At 49.3% G+C, this 16,016-nt stretch carries 19 protein-coding genes and 1 riboswitch; of the genes, 8 read left to right on the plus strand and 11 right to left on the minus strand.

Annotated elements, in window-relative coordinates; all coding sequences use genetic code 11:
- Positions 1-108: 108 nt before the first annotated feature.
- Positions 109-573, minus strand: a complete 465-nt coding sequence (locus ACYVB1_RS03480) for a RidA family protein (protein ID WP_460920617.1) — start codon at positions 571-573, stop codon at positions 109-111.
- A 434-nt stretch (positions 574-1,007) separates the two neighbouring features.
- Here ACYVB1_RS03480 and ACYVB1_RS03485 point away from each other — a divergent pair, with 434 nt between their 5' ends.
- Positions 1,008-1,295: a hypothetical protein gene (locus tag ACYVB1_RS03485; protein WP_460920619.1), complete on the plus strand. Its 288-nt coding sequence runs from the start codon at positions 1,008-1,010 to the stop codon at positions 1,293-1,295.
- Positions 1,296-1,509: 214 nt separating this feature from the next.
- Here the strand turns inward: ACYVB1_RS03485 and tenA are convergent, their stop codons facing one another.
- From tenA to ACYVB1_RS03520, 7 genes are all read right to left on the minus strand, one after another.
- A complete protein-coding gene (tenA, locus tag ACYVB1_RS03490) occupies positions 1,510-2,163 on the minus strand; it encodes a thiaminase II (RefSeq protein WP_460920621.1) in 654 nt (217 codons plus the stop codon).
- Positions 2,150-2,980 (minus strand): bifunctional hydroxymethylpyrimidine kinase/phosphomethylpyrimidine kinase, encoded by an 831-nt coding sequence (thiD, locus tag ACYVB1_RS03495; RefSeq protein WP_460920623.1) that lies wholly within the window; start codon positions 2,978-2,980, stop codon positions 2,150-2,152. The genes tenA and thiD overlap by 14 nt, the downstream gene beginning before the upstream one ends.
- A complete protein-coding gene (gene thiE / locus ACYVB1_RS03500; RefSeq protein WP_460920625.1) occupies positions 2,977-3,609 on the minus strand; it encodes a thiamine phosphate synthase in 633 nt (210 codons plus the stop codon). Before thiE ends, thiD begins: the two co-directional genes overlap by 4 nt.
- The gene (thiM, locus tag ACYVB1_RS03505; RefSeq protein ID WP_460920627.1) at positions 3,606-4,406 is read right to left on the minus strand and encodes a hydroxyethylthiazole kinase; all 801 of its coding nucleotides are present in this window, start codon (positions 4,404-4,406) and stop codon (positions 3,606-3,608) included. Before thiM ends, thiE begins: the two co-directional genes overlap by 4 nt.
- Before the next feature lie 80 nt (positions 4,407-4,486).
- Positions 4,487-4,582, minus strand: a riboswitch (TPP riboswitch).
- A gap of 106 nt (positions 4,583-4,688) precedes the next feature.
- A complete protein-coding gene (gene rpiA, locus ACYVB1_RS03510; protein WP_460920629.1) occupies positions 4,689-5,357 on the minus strand; it encodes a ribose-5-phosphate isomerase RpiA in 669 nt (222 codons plus the stop codon).
- A gap of 197 nt (positions 5,358-5,554) precedes the next feature.
- On the minus strand, positions 5,555-6,511 hold the full coding sequence (locus tag ACYVB1_RS03515) for an aldo/keto reductase (RefSeq protein WP_460920631.1): 957 nt from the start codon (positions 6,509-6,511) through the stop codon (positions 5,555-5,557).
- Between the two features lie 48 nt (positions 6,512-6,559).
- Positions 6,560-8,008, minus strand: a complete 1,449-nt coding sequence (locus tag ACYVB1_RS03520; protein ID WP_460920633.1) for an NAD-dependent succinate-semialdehyde dehydrogenase — start codon at positions 8,006-8,008, stop codon at positions 6,560-6,562.
- Between the two features lie 364 nt (positions 8,009-8,372).
- Here ACYVB1_RS03520 and ACYVB1_RS03525 point away from each other — a divergent pair, with 364 nt between their 5' ends.
- Positions 8,373-9,230 (plus strand): fumarylacetoacetate hydrolase family protein, encoded by an 858-nt coding sequence (locus ACYVB1_RS03525; RefSeq protein WP_460920635.1) that lies wholly within the window; start codon positions 8,373-8,375, stop codon positions 9,228-9,230.
- Between the two features lie 12 nt (positions 9,231-9,242).
- Here ACYVB1_RS03525 and ACYVB1_RS03530 read toward each other — a convergent pair whose 3' ends face one another.
- Positions 9,243-9,734 carry a VOC family protein gene (locus tag ACYVB1_RS03530; protein WP_460920637.1) on the minus strand — a complete coding sequence of 164 codons (492 nt, stop codon included), beginning with the start codon at positions 9,732-9,734 and terminating at the stop codon, positions 9,243-9,245.
- Between the two features lie 197 nt (positions 9,735-9,931).
- On the opposite strand from ACYVB1_RS03530, the gene ACYVB1_RS03535 reads away from it, so the two are divergent.
- Positions 9,932-10,339, plus strand: a complete 408-nt coding sequence (locus ACYVB1_RS03535) for an ester cyclase (RefSeq protein ID WP_460920639.1) — start codon at positions 9,932-9,934, stop codon at positions 10,337-10,339.
- Positions 10,340-10,430: 91 nt separating this feature from the next.
- On the opposite strand, the gene ACYVB1_RS03540 is transcribed toward ACYVB1_RS03535, so the two are convergent.
- Complete coding sequence (locus ACYVB1_RS03540) at positions 10,431-11,144, minus strand: DsbA family oxidoreductase (RefSeq protein ID WP_460920641.1); 714 nt, start codon at positions 11,142-11,144, stop codon at positions 10,431-10,433.
- Positions 11,145-11,222: 78 nt separating this feature from the next.
- Entirely contained in the window at positions 11,223-11,855 is a 633-nt protein-coding gene (locus ACYVB1_RS03545) for a nitroreductase family protein (RefSeq protein WP_460920643.1), read from the minus strand.
- Between the two features lie 115 nt (positions 11,856-11,970).
- Here ACYVB1_RS03545 and ACYVB1_RS03550 point away from each other — a divergent pair, with 115 nt between their 5' ends.
- From ACYVB1_RS03550 to ACYVB1_RS03570, 5 genes are all read left to right on the plus strand, one after another.
- Positions 11,971-12,390 carry a winged helix-turn-helix transcriptional regulator gene (locus tag ACYVB1_RS03550; protein WP_460920645.1) on the plus strand — a complete coding sequence of 140 codons (420 nt, stop codon included), beginning with the start codon at positions 11,971-11,973 and terminating at the stop codon, positions 12,388-12,390.
- 155 nt (positions 12,391-12,545) lie between these two features.
- Positions 12,546-13,352 (plus strand): carbon-nitrogen hydrolase family protein, encoded by an 807-nt coding sequence (locus ACYVB1_RS03555; protein ID WP_460920647.1) that lies wholly within the window; start codon positions 12,546-12,548, stop codon positions 13,350-13,352.
- A 257-nt stretch (positions 13,353-13,609) separates the two neighbouring features.
- Positions 13,610-14,494 (plus strand): polysaccharide deacetylase family protein, encoded by an 885-nt coding sequence (locus tag ACYVB1_RS03560; protein ID WP_460920649.1) that lies wholly within the window; start codon positions 13,610-13,612, stop codon positions 14,492-14,494.
- A 137-nt stretch (positions 14,495-14,631) separates the two neighbouring features.
- On the plus strand, positions 14,632-14,997 hold the full coding sequence (locus tag ACYVB1_RS03565) for a hypothetical protein (protein ID WP_460920651.1): 366 nt from the start codon (positions 14,632-14,634) through the stop codon (positions 14,995-14,997).
- On the plus strand, positions 14,994-16,013 hold the full coding sequence (locus tag ACYVB1_RS03570) for a CobW family GTP-binding protein (protein ID WP_460920653.1): 1,020 nt from the start codon (positions 14,994-14,996) through the stop codon (positions 16,011-16,013). Before ACYVB1_RS03565 ends, ACYVB1_RS03570 begins: the two co-directional genes overlap by 4 nt.
- Positions 16,014-16,016: the final 3 nt, after the last annotated feature.

Genomic DNA, 16,016 nt, shown 5'->3' on the forward strand with positions numbered 1-16,016 from the left:
TAACTAGACCATTGACATGGCGCAGCATGTTTTCAGGAGATGTTTTTTCAAGTAAGCCGGTTTAGTGTTTCACTTTTGCTGCTCATGCTAAATAGCCCGGCAACCGGCTTATAGTTCTATTTCTAAGGTGACTTCTATTTCTACGGCAATGCCACCAGGAAGGGAACCCATACCAACAGCCGAGCGGACGTGCTTCCCTTTGTCTCCGAAGACTTCTATCATCAGGTCAGAAAAACCATTTATTACTTTTGGGTGGTCCATGAAGTCCTCAGTGGCATTCACCATCCCCAGTACCCGCACAATGCGCTTTACCCTGCCCAGTTCACCAAGAGCATGCTTGATAGTGGCAAGCACGCATACGCCTGCATGGCGCGCTGCTTCATATCCCTGCTCCACGGTGAGGTCACGGCCAAGTTTACCGATGTCCACTGCCGTCGGGCTCCCGCAGTAGCCGTGCCCTGACAGGTACAACAGGTTTCCTGCCTGCACATGCGTAACATAGTTGGCGACAGGTTGAACAGGAGCAGGAAGCGTTATTCCCAGCGTTTGTATTTTTTCTTCTGGTGTTATCATAGACGGTATTTACGGGGTTTATTGGAAATAAGCCTGAGGAACGTTTGATGAAAGCAGAAAATGACCTGTTTAACCCAAGCTATGCCTTACATGTAAGCCGATGGAACTGCGGCCGTAATTGCCTGGAGATAACCTGCAGCTACAAAGATGGTGTAATCTCAGGCTTTGAGAGCAAAAAGTGCCAAAAGTGCATCTTGTTTTTATTTAGAAGGTTCTATTCGGATTGAAGCTGGGTACAATCATCCTATCTATATGTTTAACTGAATGAACATCTTCTTCTCTGGCTTTTCTGCTTTCGCTGATGGAAGAATAGTCCAGGGGGTGTGTCCAGGAATACAGGATATGGCTTTGTTTTCAACCACTCTGCTTCTGCCCCGTAAAAATGTGTAGCCCTTTATAAAGGGATACACATTTTTACATTAAACCCGAAAGCTATGAATACAGATAAAAATCAGAATCAAAACCAAAATCAGAACCAGGGGAAAGAAAGCACTGCTAAAACAGATGCCACGTATAACAGAGACGCAGAAGGTTTGAAAAACAGTGCTACCACCTCACAGAACAGCGCAGAATCGATGGGGAAAGTTGGTGTCGGAGGAATTATAACAAATGAGGATAAATCAGGAGCTTTGAAGAGCATGAAAGGCGACGAAACAAATAAGCTTAATGCAAAGGAGCCACTTTCTGAGGGGCAAACGACGGATGAACAGAAGAGTAAGTAAGGTAAATTGGTGATGTGGCTTTTCCCTTATTAGCAAGCTATGTTACATGGAACCTGCTGTGTTTTCCAGATAAATGAATGAATGAAAATGCCTCCTGGCCGTCAGGCCGGGAGGCATTTTTCTGCTCCTTATCCGGAAGGAATTTCCTGGAGAATCTTATACAAATTCCCTTAAGCTCCTTCCATAAAAGAACAGCCTAGTCTGCCGTAGGCACTCACACCGGCCACTCTTCCATTCTCCAGGCACTGTCCCAGAACATCCACTCCAGCCTGCATGCGGTAACAAAGGCATCTGTCATGGCTTGTTGCTGCGCAGGGGTGCAGTTTTGCGCCACCTCATCACAAATCTTTATAGCTCTTTCAACTATAACCGAAAATTCTTCCCCGGCATAGGTGTTAATCCATTCCTGGTACGGGTTGTTTTCCTGCTGCGGCTGTTTGTAGATAAAGTCACCTACCTCTTTGTAGATCCAGAAGCAGGGGAGCAGGGCCGCCATGGCAACCTCTACCTGGTCGAGTGCTGCAGTGCTGAGCAGGTAGCGCGTATAATGCTGACAGGTAGGGGAAATGGAAGTACCCGCCTGGATGCCTAATTTCTGAAAATACCCGGCGTGGAGGGCATGCTCCACTACGATGGCACCTTCCGCAAAGCGCATGAACTCCAGTGCATGCTCGGTGGTGTGCGCCCGGGCCGCAATAAGAGAGAGGGCTTTGCCAAAATCAGCCAGGTACAGGGAATCCTGGGCAATATAGAATTTAAACTTTTCCTTCGACAATGTTCCTTTTATCAGCTCACTGATAAAAGGCATCCCGGTTATCTGCTCATATATAGAAGCACCTGCCTCCCACGCATTCTTACTCCAGCTCATGTTTTTGTAGTTTTTGCGGTTGAAAGAAATGGTTTAAAGGGCCGTGTCCTTCTCCTGTCTGAACATCTTTACCCTGGTCAATGGCATGGTGCACGTACTCCCTGGCCTGCTCTATGGCCTCTGTCAGTTCCACACGCATTGCTAAAAAGGCGGCGATGGCGGAGGAGAGGGTGCAGCCTGTGCCATGGGTGTTCTTACTGGCGATGGCCTCTGATTGGAATACCCGCATGTCGCCGTTTTGATGCAGGTATACATCGTAGAGCCGTGGCCCCTGCAGGTGTCCTCCTTTGACCAATACCGAGCGGCAGCCTGTCTCCAGAATAAGGTGTGCGGCATCTTTCATTCCGGCTACATCCTTTATCTGCCTGCCGGCTAAAATTTCTGCCTCATCCAGGTTCGGCGTAGCCAGTTCCGCCAGTGGAAGGAGCTCCTTTTTAAGCAGTGCAATGGTGTTGTCCTCTATCAGCTTATCGCCACTTGTTGCCACCATCACCGGGTCCAGAACAACCGGTACAGCATAGTTTTTCAGTTGTTCGGCAATTGCCTGTACAAGATCTGCACTGTGCACCATGCCTATTTTAATGGCAGCAGGTTTTATGTCGTCCATCACGGCTTTTATCTGGCCCTGCACGATGTCTGCTGGGATACTGTGTATGCCGGTGACGCCACAGGTGTTCTGCACGGTGATAGCCGTAATGGCCGAGGTGCCAAAGCAGCCCAGCGCTGAGAACGTTTTCAGGTCGGCTTGTATGCCCGCACCACCGCCACTGTCTGATCCTGCAATAGTAAGCACGGCAGGGTATTTATAATTTTTCATAAGGCATTCTCTATTTCGTTCCTGATTCTTTCAGCGGCCCGTGCCGGGTTCGGGGCAGAGCAAATGGCAGATACCACAGCCAGGCAGTCGGCACCTGCCTTCACTATATCAGCGGCGTTTGCTTCACTAACGCGGCCAATGGCTACCAGCGGTTTAGCTGTTAAGGCTCTGATGCGGCTGATGCCATCCAGGCCCCATTCGGTCACAGTGTCTTGTTTGGTAGGCGTGGAAAAGACCGGGCTCAGCGCCAGGTAGTCTGCCAGGGCGGCATGCGTGCTGTGCAGGTGCTCCTCGTATTCCAACGAGTAGCCCAGAATGCCACAGGCAGCCCATTCCTTCAGGATAGCAGCGGGTGCCATGTCGTTGTTGCCCACATGAATGCCTGCCGCCTTGCTCTGCACGGCTACCTGCAGGTTGTCGTTCACAATCAGGGGAACCTGGTAGCGGTCCAGCAACTCTTTCAGCTGCTGCGTCTTTTTCAGAAAAGCTTTTTCCGTGAGATTCTTTTCACGTATCTGCACCAGGTCTACGCCCCCTTTCACTGCTGCTTCCACCACCTCGGTTAAGTCACGCCCGAAGCAGGACGCTTGGTTCGTTACCAGGTACAGCCTGTATGGGAAGCTGCTCATGCCTTTCTCTCTAGTTTCAGGCGCTCCATGAAGTCATTTTCAGAGAGCTGGTATAGCGCGTCGAGGAAGTGGAGCTGCAAGGAGCCAGGGCCGGGTGATTTTTCTGCGGCTTTATCGCCTGCTATACCCATCAGGGCCATTGCTGCAGTGGTAGCAGCAAAGGGATCATCGGGGCTTACGGCACAGCAGGCTCCTACCAGCGCACTGGCCGTGCAGCCCATGCCCGTTACCCGCGCCATCAGCGCATGCCCGTTGGAGATAGTGTTGTAGTGGTTCTTAAAAACAATGAAGTCAGAGGCACCCGAAACGCAAACAACAGCGCCCGTGGTGTTGCTCAGCTGTTGCGCGGCCTCAAGGGCTTCTTCGCTCTGGTTTGTACTATCTACTCCTTTGGTATTAGAGCTTGCTTTCGCCAGCGCCATGATCTCAGAGGCGTTTCCCCTGATAACGGAGGGGCGGTAACGCAGTAATTCTTCCAGTACCTGGTTGCGGTAAGGGGTAGCGCCGGCACCTACCGGGTCGAGGACCCACGCTTTTTGAAGCGCATTTGCCTGCTCTACGGCCAGCTTCATGCTCTGCACCCAATACTCGTCCAGCGTGCCGATATTCACAACAAGGGCACCGGCGATAGACACCATGTCGCTTACCTCGCTGTGAGCATGCGCCATAACCGGAGACGCACCTGCAGCCAGCAGAGCATTGGCGGTATTATTCATCACGACGTAGTTGGTGATGTTGTGCACCAACGGTGCGTTTTGCCTGACGGCAGATAAAATATTCCAGAGTTGCTCCTTCATGGTTTCTCTTTTTATGGTAAAACGGCGGCTAAAGAGCTTCCCGGAGAGGAGGAGTGAGATGAAAAGAGGGAATAGCTGTAACAGCCATTCGTGCTTTTCCCTTCGCCAGCATGACCTGGATCAGGTTCAAAGGGTATTGTCTCAGTTCCTGTATGGGAACACCCCTAAAGCCGTTACTAAACTAAGTTAAATCTGCCTGAATTAAAAATGGGAGGCCAGGTAAATGAAGTACGTTCATCCCTGTTATAGCTTGATAGAAGGTAATACCTTCACAGGCCAACTCTATATTAAAACCTCTACTTTCCCATCAGCATCACCAACAACTACCTGCGAGACTTTCGGATGAAGAAACAAGCCACTCTCCACCACACCCGGAATCAATAAAAGGCTTGTGTTCAATTTTTCAGGGTCCTCAATCCGCTTAAAAGCACAATCTGCAATGAGGTTGCCATTGTCCGTTACAAAATCTTTGCCTTCCTGTTGCCGGATGGTTGCTTCACAGCCTAAATCCTTTAATTGTTTTAAGGTCAGTTCAGCTGCAAAAGGCACTATCTCCACGGGCAAAGGAAATTTACCCAACGTATCAACCAGTTTTGTTTCATCTACCACCACAATAAACTGCCGGCTGTTATAGGCAATAATTTTTTCCCGTAGCAGTGCTCCGCCACCGCCTTTAATCAGGTTAAACTGTGCGTCCACTTCATCTGCGCCATCAATAGTTACATCGATCACCTGGATCTCTGAAAAATCAACTAATGTTATGCCTAATTCTTTTGCCATGTTTTCTGACGTTACAGAACTGGCAACAGCTTTTATGTTCAGCCCCGCCTTCACTTTTTCTCCCAATGCCCTTATGGCCCAGGTGGCGGTGGAGCCGGTTCCCAGCCCGACCACCATTCCCTCCTGTACATAAGCTACTGCTTTTCCTGCTGCAAGTTTTTTAGGGTTCATCTGTCTGTTCTTGTTTGGCTTAAGATTTTTTCTTCTGAAAATAGCCCTGACCCGCCTTTGGTAAGTGTGATTTAACCGGGGACAGGAAAGGGCTATGATACATGTTGTGGATTAGCTCGAAGGGAACAGGTAATTTGCAATACTTTGCCTGACATTTGCTGGTGTACATCATTTGCCCCTCTGCTACACTGCTAACGCTAATAACGGTCACCCGCCGTGATATCGGGAGGGAAGATGCTGTCAATTTCAAGTACTTCTTCTACGCTTAACAGTATTTCTACCGCCTTGATATTTTCCTCCAGGTATTTTCTGCGCTTTGTTCCCGGAATAGGTACCATGTCATCGCCTTTGGCTAATACCCACGCCAGTGCCAGTTGCGCTGCGCTAACCCCTTTATCAGCTGCAAGCTTGTTTAGCTTGTCCACGATGTCGAGGTTCTTTTGGAAGTTCTCACCCATAAAGCGCGGGTTGTGCCTGCGGAAGTCACCTTCTTCAAAGTCATCCGGGCTTTTAATGGCACCTGTTAAGAAGCCACGACCAAGAGGGCTGTAGGGTACAAATCCTATTCCCAAGTTGCGCACTGTGTCCAGCACGCCGTTGTTTTCTACGTCTCTTGTCCAAAGGGAGTACTCCGTTTGCACAGCAGTCAGAGGGTGTGTCTTGTGCGCCCTTTCTATCAGTTCCGGTTCAGCTTCTGATATGCCCAGGTAGCGCACCTTGCCTTCTTTTACCAGGTCAGCCATGGCCCCAATGGTATCTTCAATCGGAACATTCGGGTCCATGCGGTGCTGGTAGTAAAGGTCAATGGTATCTACTCCAAGGTTTTTTAAGCTTCCCTCTGCAGATTTGCGCACTGTTTCTGGTCTGCCGTCTATCCGCACCCCATTTTCATCAATGGCAACACCAAACTTGGTAGCAATAAAGACCTGGTCTCTTTTCCCTTTGATGGCTCCACCTATTAAAATTTCATTTGTATGTGGTCCGTACAGTTCGGCAGTGTCAAGGAAATTGATTCCCAGTTCCAGCGCACGGTGTATGGTTGCTACTGATTCGTCATCGTTTCTGTCGCCATAAAAGGCGCTCATGCCCATACAACCTAAACCTATCGCGGATACATCTGGTCCATGTTTTCCTAATGTTCTTTTCTTCATCATGTCGTTTGTTTTCTATGTTCTGTATTTCAGTTGTTAAGCAGATTTATTTTATTTATTCACGCCGCCGAAGCACATGTATTTTATTTCCATGAAATAGTCCATGCCGTATTTCGAGCCCTCTCGTCCGAAGCCGGATTCTTTTACCCCACCAAATGGCGCTACCTCTGTGGAGATGATGCCTTCGTTGATGCCGACCATGCCATACTCCAATGCCTCGGCCACACGCCAGCAACGGTTAACGTCTTTGCTGTAGAAGTAGGAGGCTAGGCCATATTCTGTGTCGTTGGCCATCTGGATAGCTTCTTCCTCAGTGTTAAACCGGAAGATGGGGGCTACAGGCCCGAATACTTCTTCCTTTGCAATGACCATGTCTTCAGTGGCTTCTGCCAGTACGGTTGGCTGAAAGAACAAGCCTTCTATAGCACTGCCGCCTGTTGTGACTTTTGCCCCTTTCTCAACGGCATCCCGTATATGTTCCTGTACTTTCTTGAGCCCTTTTTCATTAATAAGCGGCCCTACCTGTACATTGGTGTCCAGCACATTTCCTGTTTTAAGCCCCTGCACAGCACGGGTAAATTTCTCTACAAATTCATCGTATACCTTGTCCTGCACCAGGATGCGGTTTACGCACACGCATGTTTGCCCGTTGTGCCGGTACTTGGCTGCCAGGGCGCCCTTCACTGCTTCGTCTATGTCCGCATCTTCAAAAACAATAAAGGGGGCATTCCCTCCCAATTCCAGCGAGAGTTTCTTCAGTGTGGAGGAGCACTGGCTCATCAGGATTTTGCCGACAGGAGTAGACCCTGTAAAGGAGAGCTTCCGGACCTTCGGGTTCTCGCAAAGTTCCTTGCCGACCTCGCTGCTGTCTGTCGTGGTGACGGTATTGTACACGCCAGGCGGGAAGCCGGCTTGCTCAGCCAGTTTACAGAGGGCCAGGGCTGTCAGGGGTGTCTCGAGCGGTGGTTTGATGACAACAGGGCTGCCGGCTGCCAGTGCAGGACCCACTTTGCGCGTAATCATGGCCAGTGGGAAATTCCAGGGGGTGATGGCTGCTGTCACACCAATAGCTTGTTTGATCACCACCAGGCGCCTGTCTTTTGTGTGAGGTGGTATGACATCGCCGTAAGCACGTTTGGCTTCCTCGGCAAACCATTCAATAAAAGAGGCGCCATAGTTCACTTCGCCCAGGCTTTCTGCCATTACCTTACCAGATTCGAGGGTCATGATGCGGGCCAGCTCCTCTTTGTTTTCCATGATAAGGTGAAACCAGTTACGCAGCATGGCAGACCTTTCTTTGGCCGTCATATCGCGGTAAGCAGGCCAGGCTGCATGGGCTGCGTCAATGGCTTTGCGCACGTCCTCCCGGTTCATATCGGGCACAGAACCTAGAACTTCGCCAGTGGCAGGATTGGTCACCTCAAAGGTTTTGCCACTTCGGGCTTCAATCCATTGGCCGTTTATGTATGCTGCTGTTTTAATAAGACTACTTTTTCCCATTTGGTGCTTCTATGGTGCTTTTATTTTTTGAACAGGCTCTTAGGGCGAAAGGCTGTTCCTTTTGCCTCTCCTGCTAAACGGCACATCACGCTGGTTCCTTTTTTCTTTTTACAGGTGCCTTTGGCATGGTCAGATTTAAACTACTGCTTTTTACAGTCTGCAGAAGGTGCCGCATTGAATCTGTACGAAAAGCCTGCTGTGCTGAAACTGAACGTGCAACTGCCCTTTGTTTACGCTCGTTGGAGGCAGACGTTTGAACGAAACGAATACCCCTGCCGTACTTAATTTTTTTCAGGAGCAGGAATTTACTGCCTAAACTTTTGCATCATGGCTCTTCCTGCTCTATAAACCAAACTCTTAAAATATGAAACTGATACGATACGGAGAACCAAATAAGGAAAAAACAGGAGTTGTGATAGACAACACTTTTTATGACACTTCCGCTTTTGGTGAAGATTATAACGAGCAGTTTTTTGAAACAGATGGGCTTGCCCGCCTGCAGGAATTTGTGGACTTCAATAAGGGAAAGCTGGAGCGCATACCGGAGAACAGCCGCCTGGGAAGCCCGGTTGCCCGCCCCTCTAAGATTCTTTGCACCGGCCTGAACTACGCCGACCATGCGAAAGAGATGAAAAAGGAGATTCCCACAGAACCGATCCTATTCATGAAGTCTACCACGGCGCTGGTGGGGCCAAACGATGATATTATTATTCCCAGGAATTCAGAGAAAACAGACTGGGAAATTGAGCTTGCTTTTGTGATAGGTAAAAAGGCAAGCTATGTGGACGAAGCCGAGGTAATGGACTACGTGGCGGGTTACTGCCTGCACAATGATGTGTCGGAGCGGGCTTACCAGTTTGAACGCGGCGGCACCTGGGACAAAGGAAAGGGCTGTGACACTTTCGCGCCCATGGGACCTTACCTGGTTACAAAAGACGAGATAGAAGACGTAAACAACCTGCGCCTGTGGCTGAAGCTAAATGGCGAACTGATGCAGGACAGCACCACCGCCAATTTTATTTTCAAGATACCGCATATTGTTTCCTATATGAGCCAGTTTATGACCCTGCTTCCGGGTGATATCATCTCAACCGGCTCACCTTCCGGTGTGGGGTACGGTTTAAAGCCACCGGTTTTCTTAAAGCCGGGCGATGTGATGGAACTGGGAATAGATGGACTGGGAACTGCAAGGCAGCAGGTAAAAGGCTACCAGGAAAGTTAACATACGCTTTATCTAATCAAGTTCTTTCAGAAGGCTTTCCAGGTCCAGCGGGCGCGTGTACATTTCCAGCGACCCGTCTGGCTTGGTAGGCCACATCTCCTTTGGGCGGTCCCAGTACAGCTCCACTCCGTTGCGGTCGGGGTCGTTCAGGTAAAGCGCTTCAGATACCCCGTGGTCTGCTGCCCCGGTGAACGGGTAATCTGCTTCCCGGAGCCGCCGGAAGATGGTAGCCAGATCTTTACGGGTAGGGTATAGGATGGCAGTATGGAAAAGGCCTGTGGTGCTTGCCGGAGGAGGGGAGCCATCCTTGCTGTACCATGTGTTCAGGCCGATGTGGTGATGATAGCCCCCTGCAGAAATAAATGCCGCGTCTTTCCCATAGGTGGTGGTTAGTTCAAATCCCAGCAAGCCGCAGTAAAACTTCAGGGCACTGTCCAGGTCAGCTACTTTCAGATGAACGTGCCCAATTCTTGTTTGGGGTGGGGTTGTATAGTTCGATTCCATAAAATGCCTTCTAATCCATGTGAGGAAGCAAAAATACTGGCTCACAAACTGGTTAACTGCTCTTCTACTGATACTGTTGTTTCATAAGGTTAGTTGAGGTAGCTGCTATTACCTTGATTAGCAATGTGCTGTTGCAGCGTGTGGTCGAATTTGCTATTTTACTCCTGAAATTCTACCCCACCTCACAAGACAAAATCATGACACAACAAGAGGAAAACAAAAAAATAGTGGAGGCCTATGTTGCGGCTTTCAACGAGGGCAATATGGATGCATTACGGGCACTATTTGCGCCTAAGGCCGAGATCCAAGGTGTGTTTGGGAAAGCCCTTATGGACAAAGCCATCCCGGTCTGGAGGCAGTTGGTGGAGGGGCTAGGGATGCAGCTAACGATAGAGGGCATGGTGGCAGAAAAAGATACAGTAGCAGTGCGCTATACAGAGCGTGGCACTTTTAAAGGTCCGTTTATGGGAAACGAGCCCACAGGCAAAACATATGAGATTGCCGCCATGGAGTGGTTCGTGATAAGGGATGGAAAAATACTGCAGCGCTGGGGTGCCAGGGACCATGCGGCTCAGGCCCGGCAGATTGGGCTGCCGTTGCAGTAAACATAAATAGAATTCCCACCAGGAACAAAAGCAAAAGGCCGGACTCATGCCCGGCCTTTTGCTTTAATATTAATTTGGTTTCTCCTCGCTATTAGCAGTTATTTCCGTCAATTCCACAGCTTTGTCCTTCTGTAGAGATTTCCTCAAACTTTGGCGCCTGAGGAGCTATCTGCGAGAATACCTGGTGGAAAGTATCTGCCGGCTGTGCGCCGCTTACAAGGTACTGGTCGTTAATAATGAAAGCCGGTACGCCCTTAATGCCTGAGGCATGCGCCCATTGCTCCAGCTCACGTACTTCTTTTTTACCTTCATCACCTTCAAAAAAGCCTTTCAGTCGCTCGGCTGGTATACCGTTGGCAATCCCTATTTCCTTTAGTAAAGCAATATCGTTCATGTTTTTGCCTTCCGTAAAGTAGCTGTAGAACAGGGCATGAGCTACTTCTTCCTGTACACCTGCCTGGCCAGCAAGCCAGATAAGTCTGTGGCCATTAAAGGTGTTGTTTACTGTCGTTAGTTTATCGAAGTTGAACTCGATGCCTTCCGGGGAACCGGCATCCTGCAGGCGCTGGTTCATGGCTTCTATCTGGTCTACAATAGAAGGACCATAGGCGTTTTTGAAATACTCTAACCTGTCCACGCCTTCCTGCGGAATCTGGGCGTTCAACTCAAAAGGCTTAAAGCTAATGTCAAACTCATACTTGTCGTTTGCCTCTGTCATGGCCTTGTTCAGGCGCTGCTCGCCAACATAGCACCATGGGCAATTCACATCCGATACAATATCTATTTTTATTTTCTGCTTTGTCATAATTCAGTGTCTTATTTTGTTTTACTTATTTGCTTTAATTCAGCCTTTCCTTTTTATTCTACGGAGCACCCGCTGTGCTTACTGTAGAATAAATAATTTTTCCTTTTGCCTTCTCACCTTCGGCAGTTTTGCCAGCCAGTCATTTTCTGTATCACGGTAGCCTAATGGCATCAGGGTCACGCTTCGCAGGCCCTTCTCCTTTAGGTTCAGCAATTCGTCCAGGGCAGCGCTGTCGAAGCCTTCCATCGGGGTGGCATCTACCTTTTCGGCGGCAGCGGCAACCAGGGCAGTACCAAAGGCAATATAAGCCTGCTTGGCAGCCCAGGTAAAGTTCTGCTCCTGCGTGTTGTTATGAGCGATGTTCAGCAAAGTATTTTTGAAATCGCTGAGTGCCTCTTCCGGCATATTTCTGACAGTGGCTGTGTGACTGATGTACTCCTGGATATGTTCCGGTGTAATATCATCCCAGGCGGCAAACACCAGCAGGTGCGAACTCTCCACAATCTGTGGCTGGTTCATGGCAATAGGCTGTATTTTTTTCTTCAGTTCCTCATCCTCTATTACCAGCACCGAGTAAGGCTGCAGTCCCATAGAAGAAGGGGCAAGGCGGATAGCCTCCAGTATATTTTCTACTTTATCGGCAGGCACTTTCTGCCCGTTCATTCTTTTAGAGGCGTAGCGCCATTCCAGTGATTCTACTATTTTGTTCATATAGGCTTAACAATGAAGTTTAAGTAATGATTCAGCACTAGGTTACTTTTGGTAACTCAAAAGTATTTAGTATCTTTGTTTAAGTCAAGAAGGCACTTTAAACATACTCAGTATCATGGAAGTAACTAAAGGTGAGAACCAGCACGTTAAGGTTCAGGAGAAGATAGATAAAATCATGAATGAGAAGGCAACGGTCGCATCCTGTTGCCCTGTAAAAGATGTAATAGGGCGCTTCGGCGACAAGTGGTCTGTCTATGCTATTCTGATGCTGGGCCGTAACGGGAAGCTGCGGTTTAACGAGTTGAAGAACCTTATATCAGGTATATCGCAGCGCATGCTCACTGTAACGCTGCGTTCCTTAGAAGAGGACGGCCTGGTGAAGCGAACTATTTACCCGGAGATACCGCCGAGAGTTGAGTATGAACTGACAGAGCTGGGGCAAAGCCTGCTGCTGCAATTGCTCAGCCTGGCCGATTGGGCAAAGCTGAACATGCACCAGATTGTGGAGGCGAGGGAGCGCTATGCCCAAAAATAGCAGTCGCATGGAGGTATCATTGGAGGCTGTTTTCCCTTCAATACAGCTTCTTCAGCCAGGCAACATGCAGGCTTTGCCATTGTGAATAATACTATCCTTGGCCCTTACTTACTTTTGTTCCGTACAAACAGGGAAGAAAACAGCGAGCATTGGGTATGAAAGACAGAAAAGTAAAAGTGGCGGCGGTTCAGATGGATTGCATTCTGGGTGACAGAGAGGCGAATTTACAGAAAGCAGAGAAACTTATTTCCAGAGCGGTAGAGGAGGGAGCACAGCTGGTTGTGCTGCCGGAGTTGTTCAATACAGGTTACCGTGTAGAGGAACGGGATGTGGAAATGGCAGAGCCAATTCCGGGCCCCACCGTTGACTGGATGCACCAGTTAGCCAGCGGGCATAACTTGTTTCTTGTTGCTGCCATTCTGGAACAAGGCCTTAGCAGAGGCCTGGTGTATGACACTGCTGTTATTGTAGGTCCGGAAGGATTGATAGGTTCTTACAGGAAAACGCACCTTTGGGATGTGGAAAGTATCCGCTTTACAAAAGGAGACGAATTGCCTGTATTCCAGACAGCATTAGGCACCATTGGCCTGCAGATTTGCTACGAAGTGGGTTTTCCGGAAGGTGCCCGTATCCTGACCCTGAAAGGCGCCGACATCATTTTGTATCCTTCTGCCTTCGGAAAGGCCCGAAAATATGCCTGGAAAATTGCCACCCGCTCGCGCGCTTTGGAAAATGGCGCCTTCGTGATTGCCTCTAACCGCACCGGTACAGAAAAAGAAGAAACTGAATTCGGTGGCGGAAGCTGCATTGTAAACCCCTGGGGCGACCTGCTTGCCGAAGCCAGCCAAGATGACGAGGTTATTGTTTCAGAGATTGACTTGCAGGAAGTGGTGGAACAGCGTCGCCGGCTCCCATACCTCCGCGATATGAACAAATCCCTTATTGCCAGGGAGTTCAAATAAGCCTTTTCATGCTGCCCTGAATTGCCTTCCGGATTTATAGATGCTGAAGCTTTTTTTGTCCCCTTCAAAAGGGGGCTTGCTCACAAGCATTAATTTTGTCCGGGTTCAGCTTAAATTACCATAGATACTTTCTACTCTTCCGCTGACTTAGCCTTTCCATCTGCTGATTTGTGAACAAGGCCATGGCGCCCTGCGTACCTCCATGCAAGCACCCGCTCAATTTTCATTTAAATTTCAGAGAGGTTAAAGTAAAAGACATGGCAAAAAAAGAAATTCTCGTGGCATTTGGTGTAGATGTAGATGCAGTTGCCGGCTGGCTGGGTTCCTATGGCGGAGAAGACTCACCGGATGATATCTCCCGGGGTTTGTTTGCAGGTGAAATCGGTACACCGCGGCTGTTAAAACTCTTCGACAAGTATAACATTAAAACCTCCTGGTTTATACCCGGCCATTCTATCGAGACCTTTCCCGAGCAGACACGCATGGTGGTTGAGGCAGGCCATGAAATAGGCGTACACGGGTATTCCCACGAAAACCCGATTGCCATGACGCCCAAGCAGGAAGAAGACGTGCTCCTGAAATGCATCGACCTGGTAACAGAAGTGTCAGGGCGCCGCCCCACTGGCTATGTGGCTCCGTGGTGGGAATTTTCTCCAATCACCAACGAACTGCTGCTAAAGAACGGAATTAAGTACGACCACAGTTTGATGCACAACGACTTCCATCCTTACTATGTGCGCGTGGGGGATAAGTGGACAAAGATAAACTATGAACAGTCAGCTGAATCTTGGATGAAGCCTTTGGAAAGAGGAGAGGAGACTGACCTGATAGAGATACCAGCCAACTGGTACCTCGACGATTTACCGCCAATGATGTTCATCAAGAAAGCCCCCAACAGTCATGGTTTTGTGAACCCACGAGACATTGAGCAGATGTGGCGCGACCAGTTTGATTGGGTGTACAGGGAATACGATTATGCCATTTTCCCAATGACTATTCACCCCGACGTAAGCGGTCGGCCCCAGGTCCTGCTCATGCTCGAAAGGCTGATTGAGCATATCAACAGCCACGAGGGAATCCGCTGGGCAACCTGCGACGAAATGGCCGATGATTTCGCTCGCCGCAATCCAAGAAAGAAGTAGTTGTCTATCTTTTTGCAGGATTTAAAACAATTAGTTTCTAAACGCTCAGCTAACATCGTATTGCTCCTGCCAGAACAGAAGTAGAATGTAAACTCATGCAGAAATTCTCCTCTTCTTCATTAATTAAAATATAGCTTATGTGCGTGTTATGTACCGGGTTTATCATGCGGGTGCACTGGACCGATAAAAGAGCTGGTGCAGGGGATAGTACGGAGGCCGCTGTGGTAGGAGGCGAGCAGCTGCGCTCCTTTCGGCGGAACAGGCTGTACCGGGCAAAGCTGGCCAACAGCCTCCTGTGCCATTTCGGGTTAAAGCTGGAGGATTGGAATGGGAGCAAGTTTCTTTTAAGTGACCGGAAAGGCAGGCAGGAAATAATTGAGGACCTGGGAGACTTATGGCCAGTTGCTGAAAAACTAACTGGCCGCAGGCTCGACCCACTGGACCCAGTGTTGATCGGGAAATTAAAGCAACTGCATGAAAGGGAGGAGAAGGAAATACCATGAGCAAAAGACATAAACTGCCTGTTACCATCGTCACCGGTTTCCTGGGGAGTGGCAAAACCACATTATTGCAAAAGGCCCTCCGCGAACCGGATATGAAGGATACAGCCGTGCTGGTAAATGAGTTCGGGAAGGTAGGACTGGACCATCACCTGCTGCAGCGGCTGGATGAAAGCACCATATTGTTAGGAGGAGGCTGCGTTTGTTGCAGCACCCGAGAGGATTTGATAGAGGGATTGACAAATGTGCTGGACAGGCTGGAAAGGGGAGAAGGCACTGAAGTAAGCAAAGTACTTATCGAGACCACCGGCCTGGCTGATCCGGCGCCCATTGTCTTTACCGTGATGACGCACCCGATGCTGCAGCATCATTTTTACATTGAAAATGTGGTTGTGACAGTAGATGCTGTAAATGGGGATTTCCACCTGCAGCACCAACCAGAATCTGTGAAGCAGGCGGTGATAGCAGACAAAATCATCATCACCAAAACAGATTTAGCTACCCCTGGAGAAACAGACGCCCTGGTAAAAGAACTGCAGTCATTAAATCCTTCTGCTGAAATTCATACGGCTGTTTATGGGGCCATCGACGCCGCTATTTTCTTTAAACCCGCAGATACGAACAGAAGGCATGGAGCTAGCCATTTGTCAGGAGATGTGTTCGGGAAGAGCCCCCACGCTCAGGATGTAGCTTCCGTTTCCATTACGTTTGAGGCCCCTCTGGACTGGACTGCCTTTGGTTTATGGCTGAGTATGTTGCTGCATGCAAGGGGAGAGGACATAATGCGGGTGAAAGGGCTTCTGGATATCGGCGGTCCCGGACCCGTTGTTTTAAATGGTGTGCAGCACATTATTCATCCACCAGACCACCTCGAGGCATGGCCTGCAGCGGAACATGTTTCCAGCCTCGTTTTCATCATGCGGGCTGTGGATCCGCAGGACATCTTGGCCTCCCTGGAGGCTTTTCAACTGGCTTTTAATGCCCGGCATAACATGCCCAGGATGGAGGTGTTAGTGTAAGGG

This window comes from Pontibacter brevis, from assembly GCF_054779655.1.

What these genes read in the sequence shown, in the direction of transcription:
- ACYVB1_RS03480 (WP_460920617.1), bottom strand. Translation starts at nt 573, where the DNA reads ATGATAACACCAGAAGAAAAAATACAAACGCTGGGAATAACGCTTCCT.
- ACYVB1_RS03485 (WP_460920619.1), top strand. Translation starts at nt 1,008, where the DNA reads ATGAATACAGATAAAAATCAGAATCAAAACCAAAATCAGAACCAGGGG.
- tenA (WP_460920621.1), bottom strand. Translation starts at nt 2,163, where the DNA reads ATGAGCTGGAGTAAGAATGCGTGGGAGGCAGGTGCTTCTATATATGAG.
- thiD (WP_460920623.1), bottom strand. Translation starts at nt 2,980, where the DNA reads ATGAAAAATTATAAATACCCTGCCGTGCTTACTATTGCAGGATCAGAC.
- thiE (WP_460920625.1), bottom strand. Translation starts at nt 3,609, where the DNA reads ATGAGCAGCTTCCCATACAGGCTGTACCTGGTAACGAACCAAGCGTCC.
- thiM (WP_460920627.1), bottom strand. Translation starts at nt 4,406, where the DNA reads ATGAAGGAGCAACTCTGGAATATTTTATCTGCCGTCAGGCAAAACGCA.
- rpiA (WP_460920629.1), bottom strand. Translation starts at nt 5,357, where the DNA reads ATGAACCCTAAAAAACTTGCAGCAGGAAAAGCAGTAGCTTATGTACAG.
- ACYVB1_RS03515 (WP_460920631.1), bottom strand. Translation starts at nt 6,511, where the DNA reads ATGATGAAGAAAAGAACATTAGGAAAACATGGACCAGATGTATCCGCG.
- ACYVB1_RS03520 (WP_460920633.1), bottom strand. Translation starts at nt 8,008, where the DNA reads ATGGGAAAAAGTAGTCTTATTAAAACAGCAGCATACATAAACGGCCAA.
- ACYVB1_RS03525 (WP_460920635.1), top strand. Translation starts at nt 8,373, where the DNA reads ATGAAACTGATACGATACGGAGAACCAAATAAGGAAAAAACAGGAGTT.
- ACYVB1_RS03530 (WP_460920637.1), bottom strand. Translation starts at nt 9,734, where the DNA reads ATGGAATCGAACTATACAACCCCACCCCAAACAAGAATTGGGCACGTT.
- ACYVB1_RS03535 (WP_460920639.1), top strand. Translation starts at nt 9,932, where the DNA reads ATGACACAACAAGAGGAAAACAAAAAAATAGTGGAGGCCTATGTTGCG.
- ACYVB1_RS03540 (WP_460920641.1), bottom strand. Translation starts at nt 11,144, where the DNA reads ATGACAAAGCAGAAAATAAAAATAGATATTGTATCGGATGTGAATTGC.
- ACYVB1_RS03545 (WP_460920643.1), bottom strand. Translation starts at nt 11,855, where the DNA reads ATGAACAAAATAGTAGAATCACTGGAATGGCGCTACGCCTCTAAAAGA.
- ACYVB1_RS03550 (WP_460920645.1), top strand. Translation starts at nt 11,971, where the DNA reads ATGGAAGTAACTAAAGGTGAGAACCAGCACGTTAAGGTTCAGGAGAAG.
- ACYVB1_RS03555 (WP_460920647.1), top strand. Translation starts at nt 12,546, where the DNA reads ATGAAAGACAGAAAAGTAAAAGTGGCGGCGGTTCAGATGGATTGCATT.
- ACYVB1_RS03560 (WP_460920649.1), top strand. Translation starts at nt 13,610, where the DNA reads ATGGCAAAAAAAGAAATTCTCGTGGCATTTGGTGTAGATGTAGATGCA.
- ACYVB1_RS03565 (WP_460920651.1), top strand. Translation starts at nt 14,632, where the DNA reads ATGTGCGTGTTATGTACCGGGTTTATCATGCGGGTGCACTGGACCGAT.
- ACYVB1_RS03570 (WP_460920653.1), top strand. Translation starts at nt 14,994, where the DNA reads ATGAGCAAAAGACATAAACTGCCTGTTACCATCGTCACCGGTTTCCTG.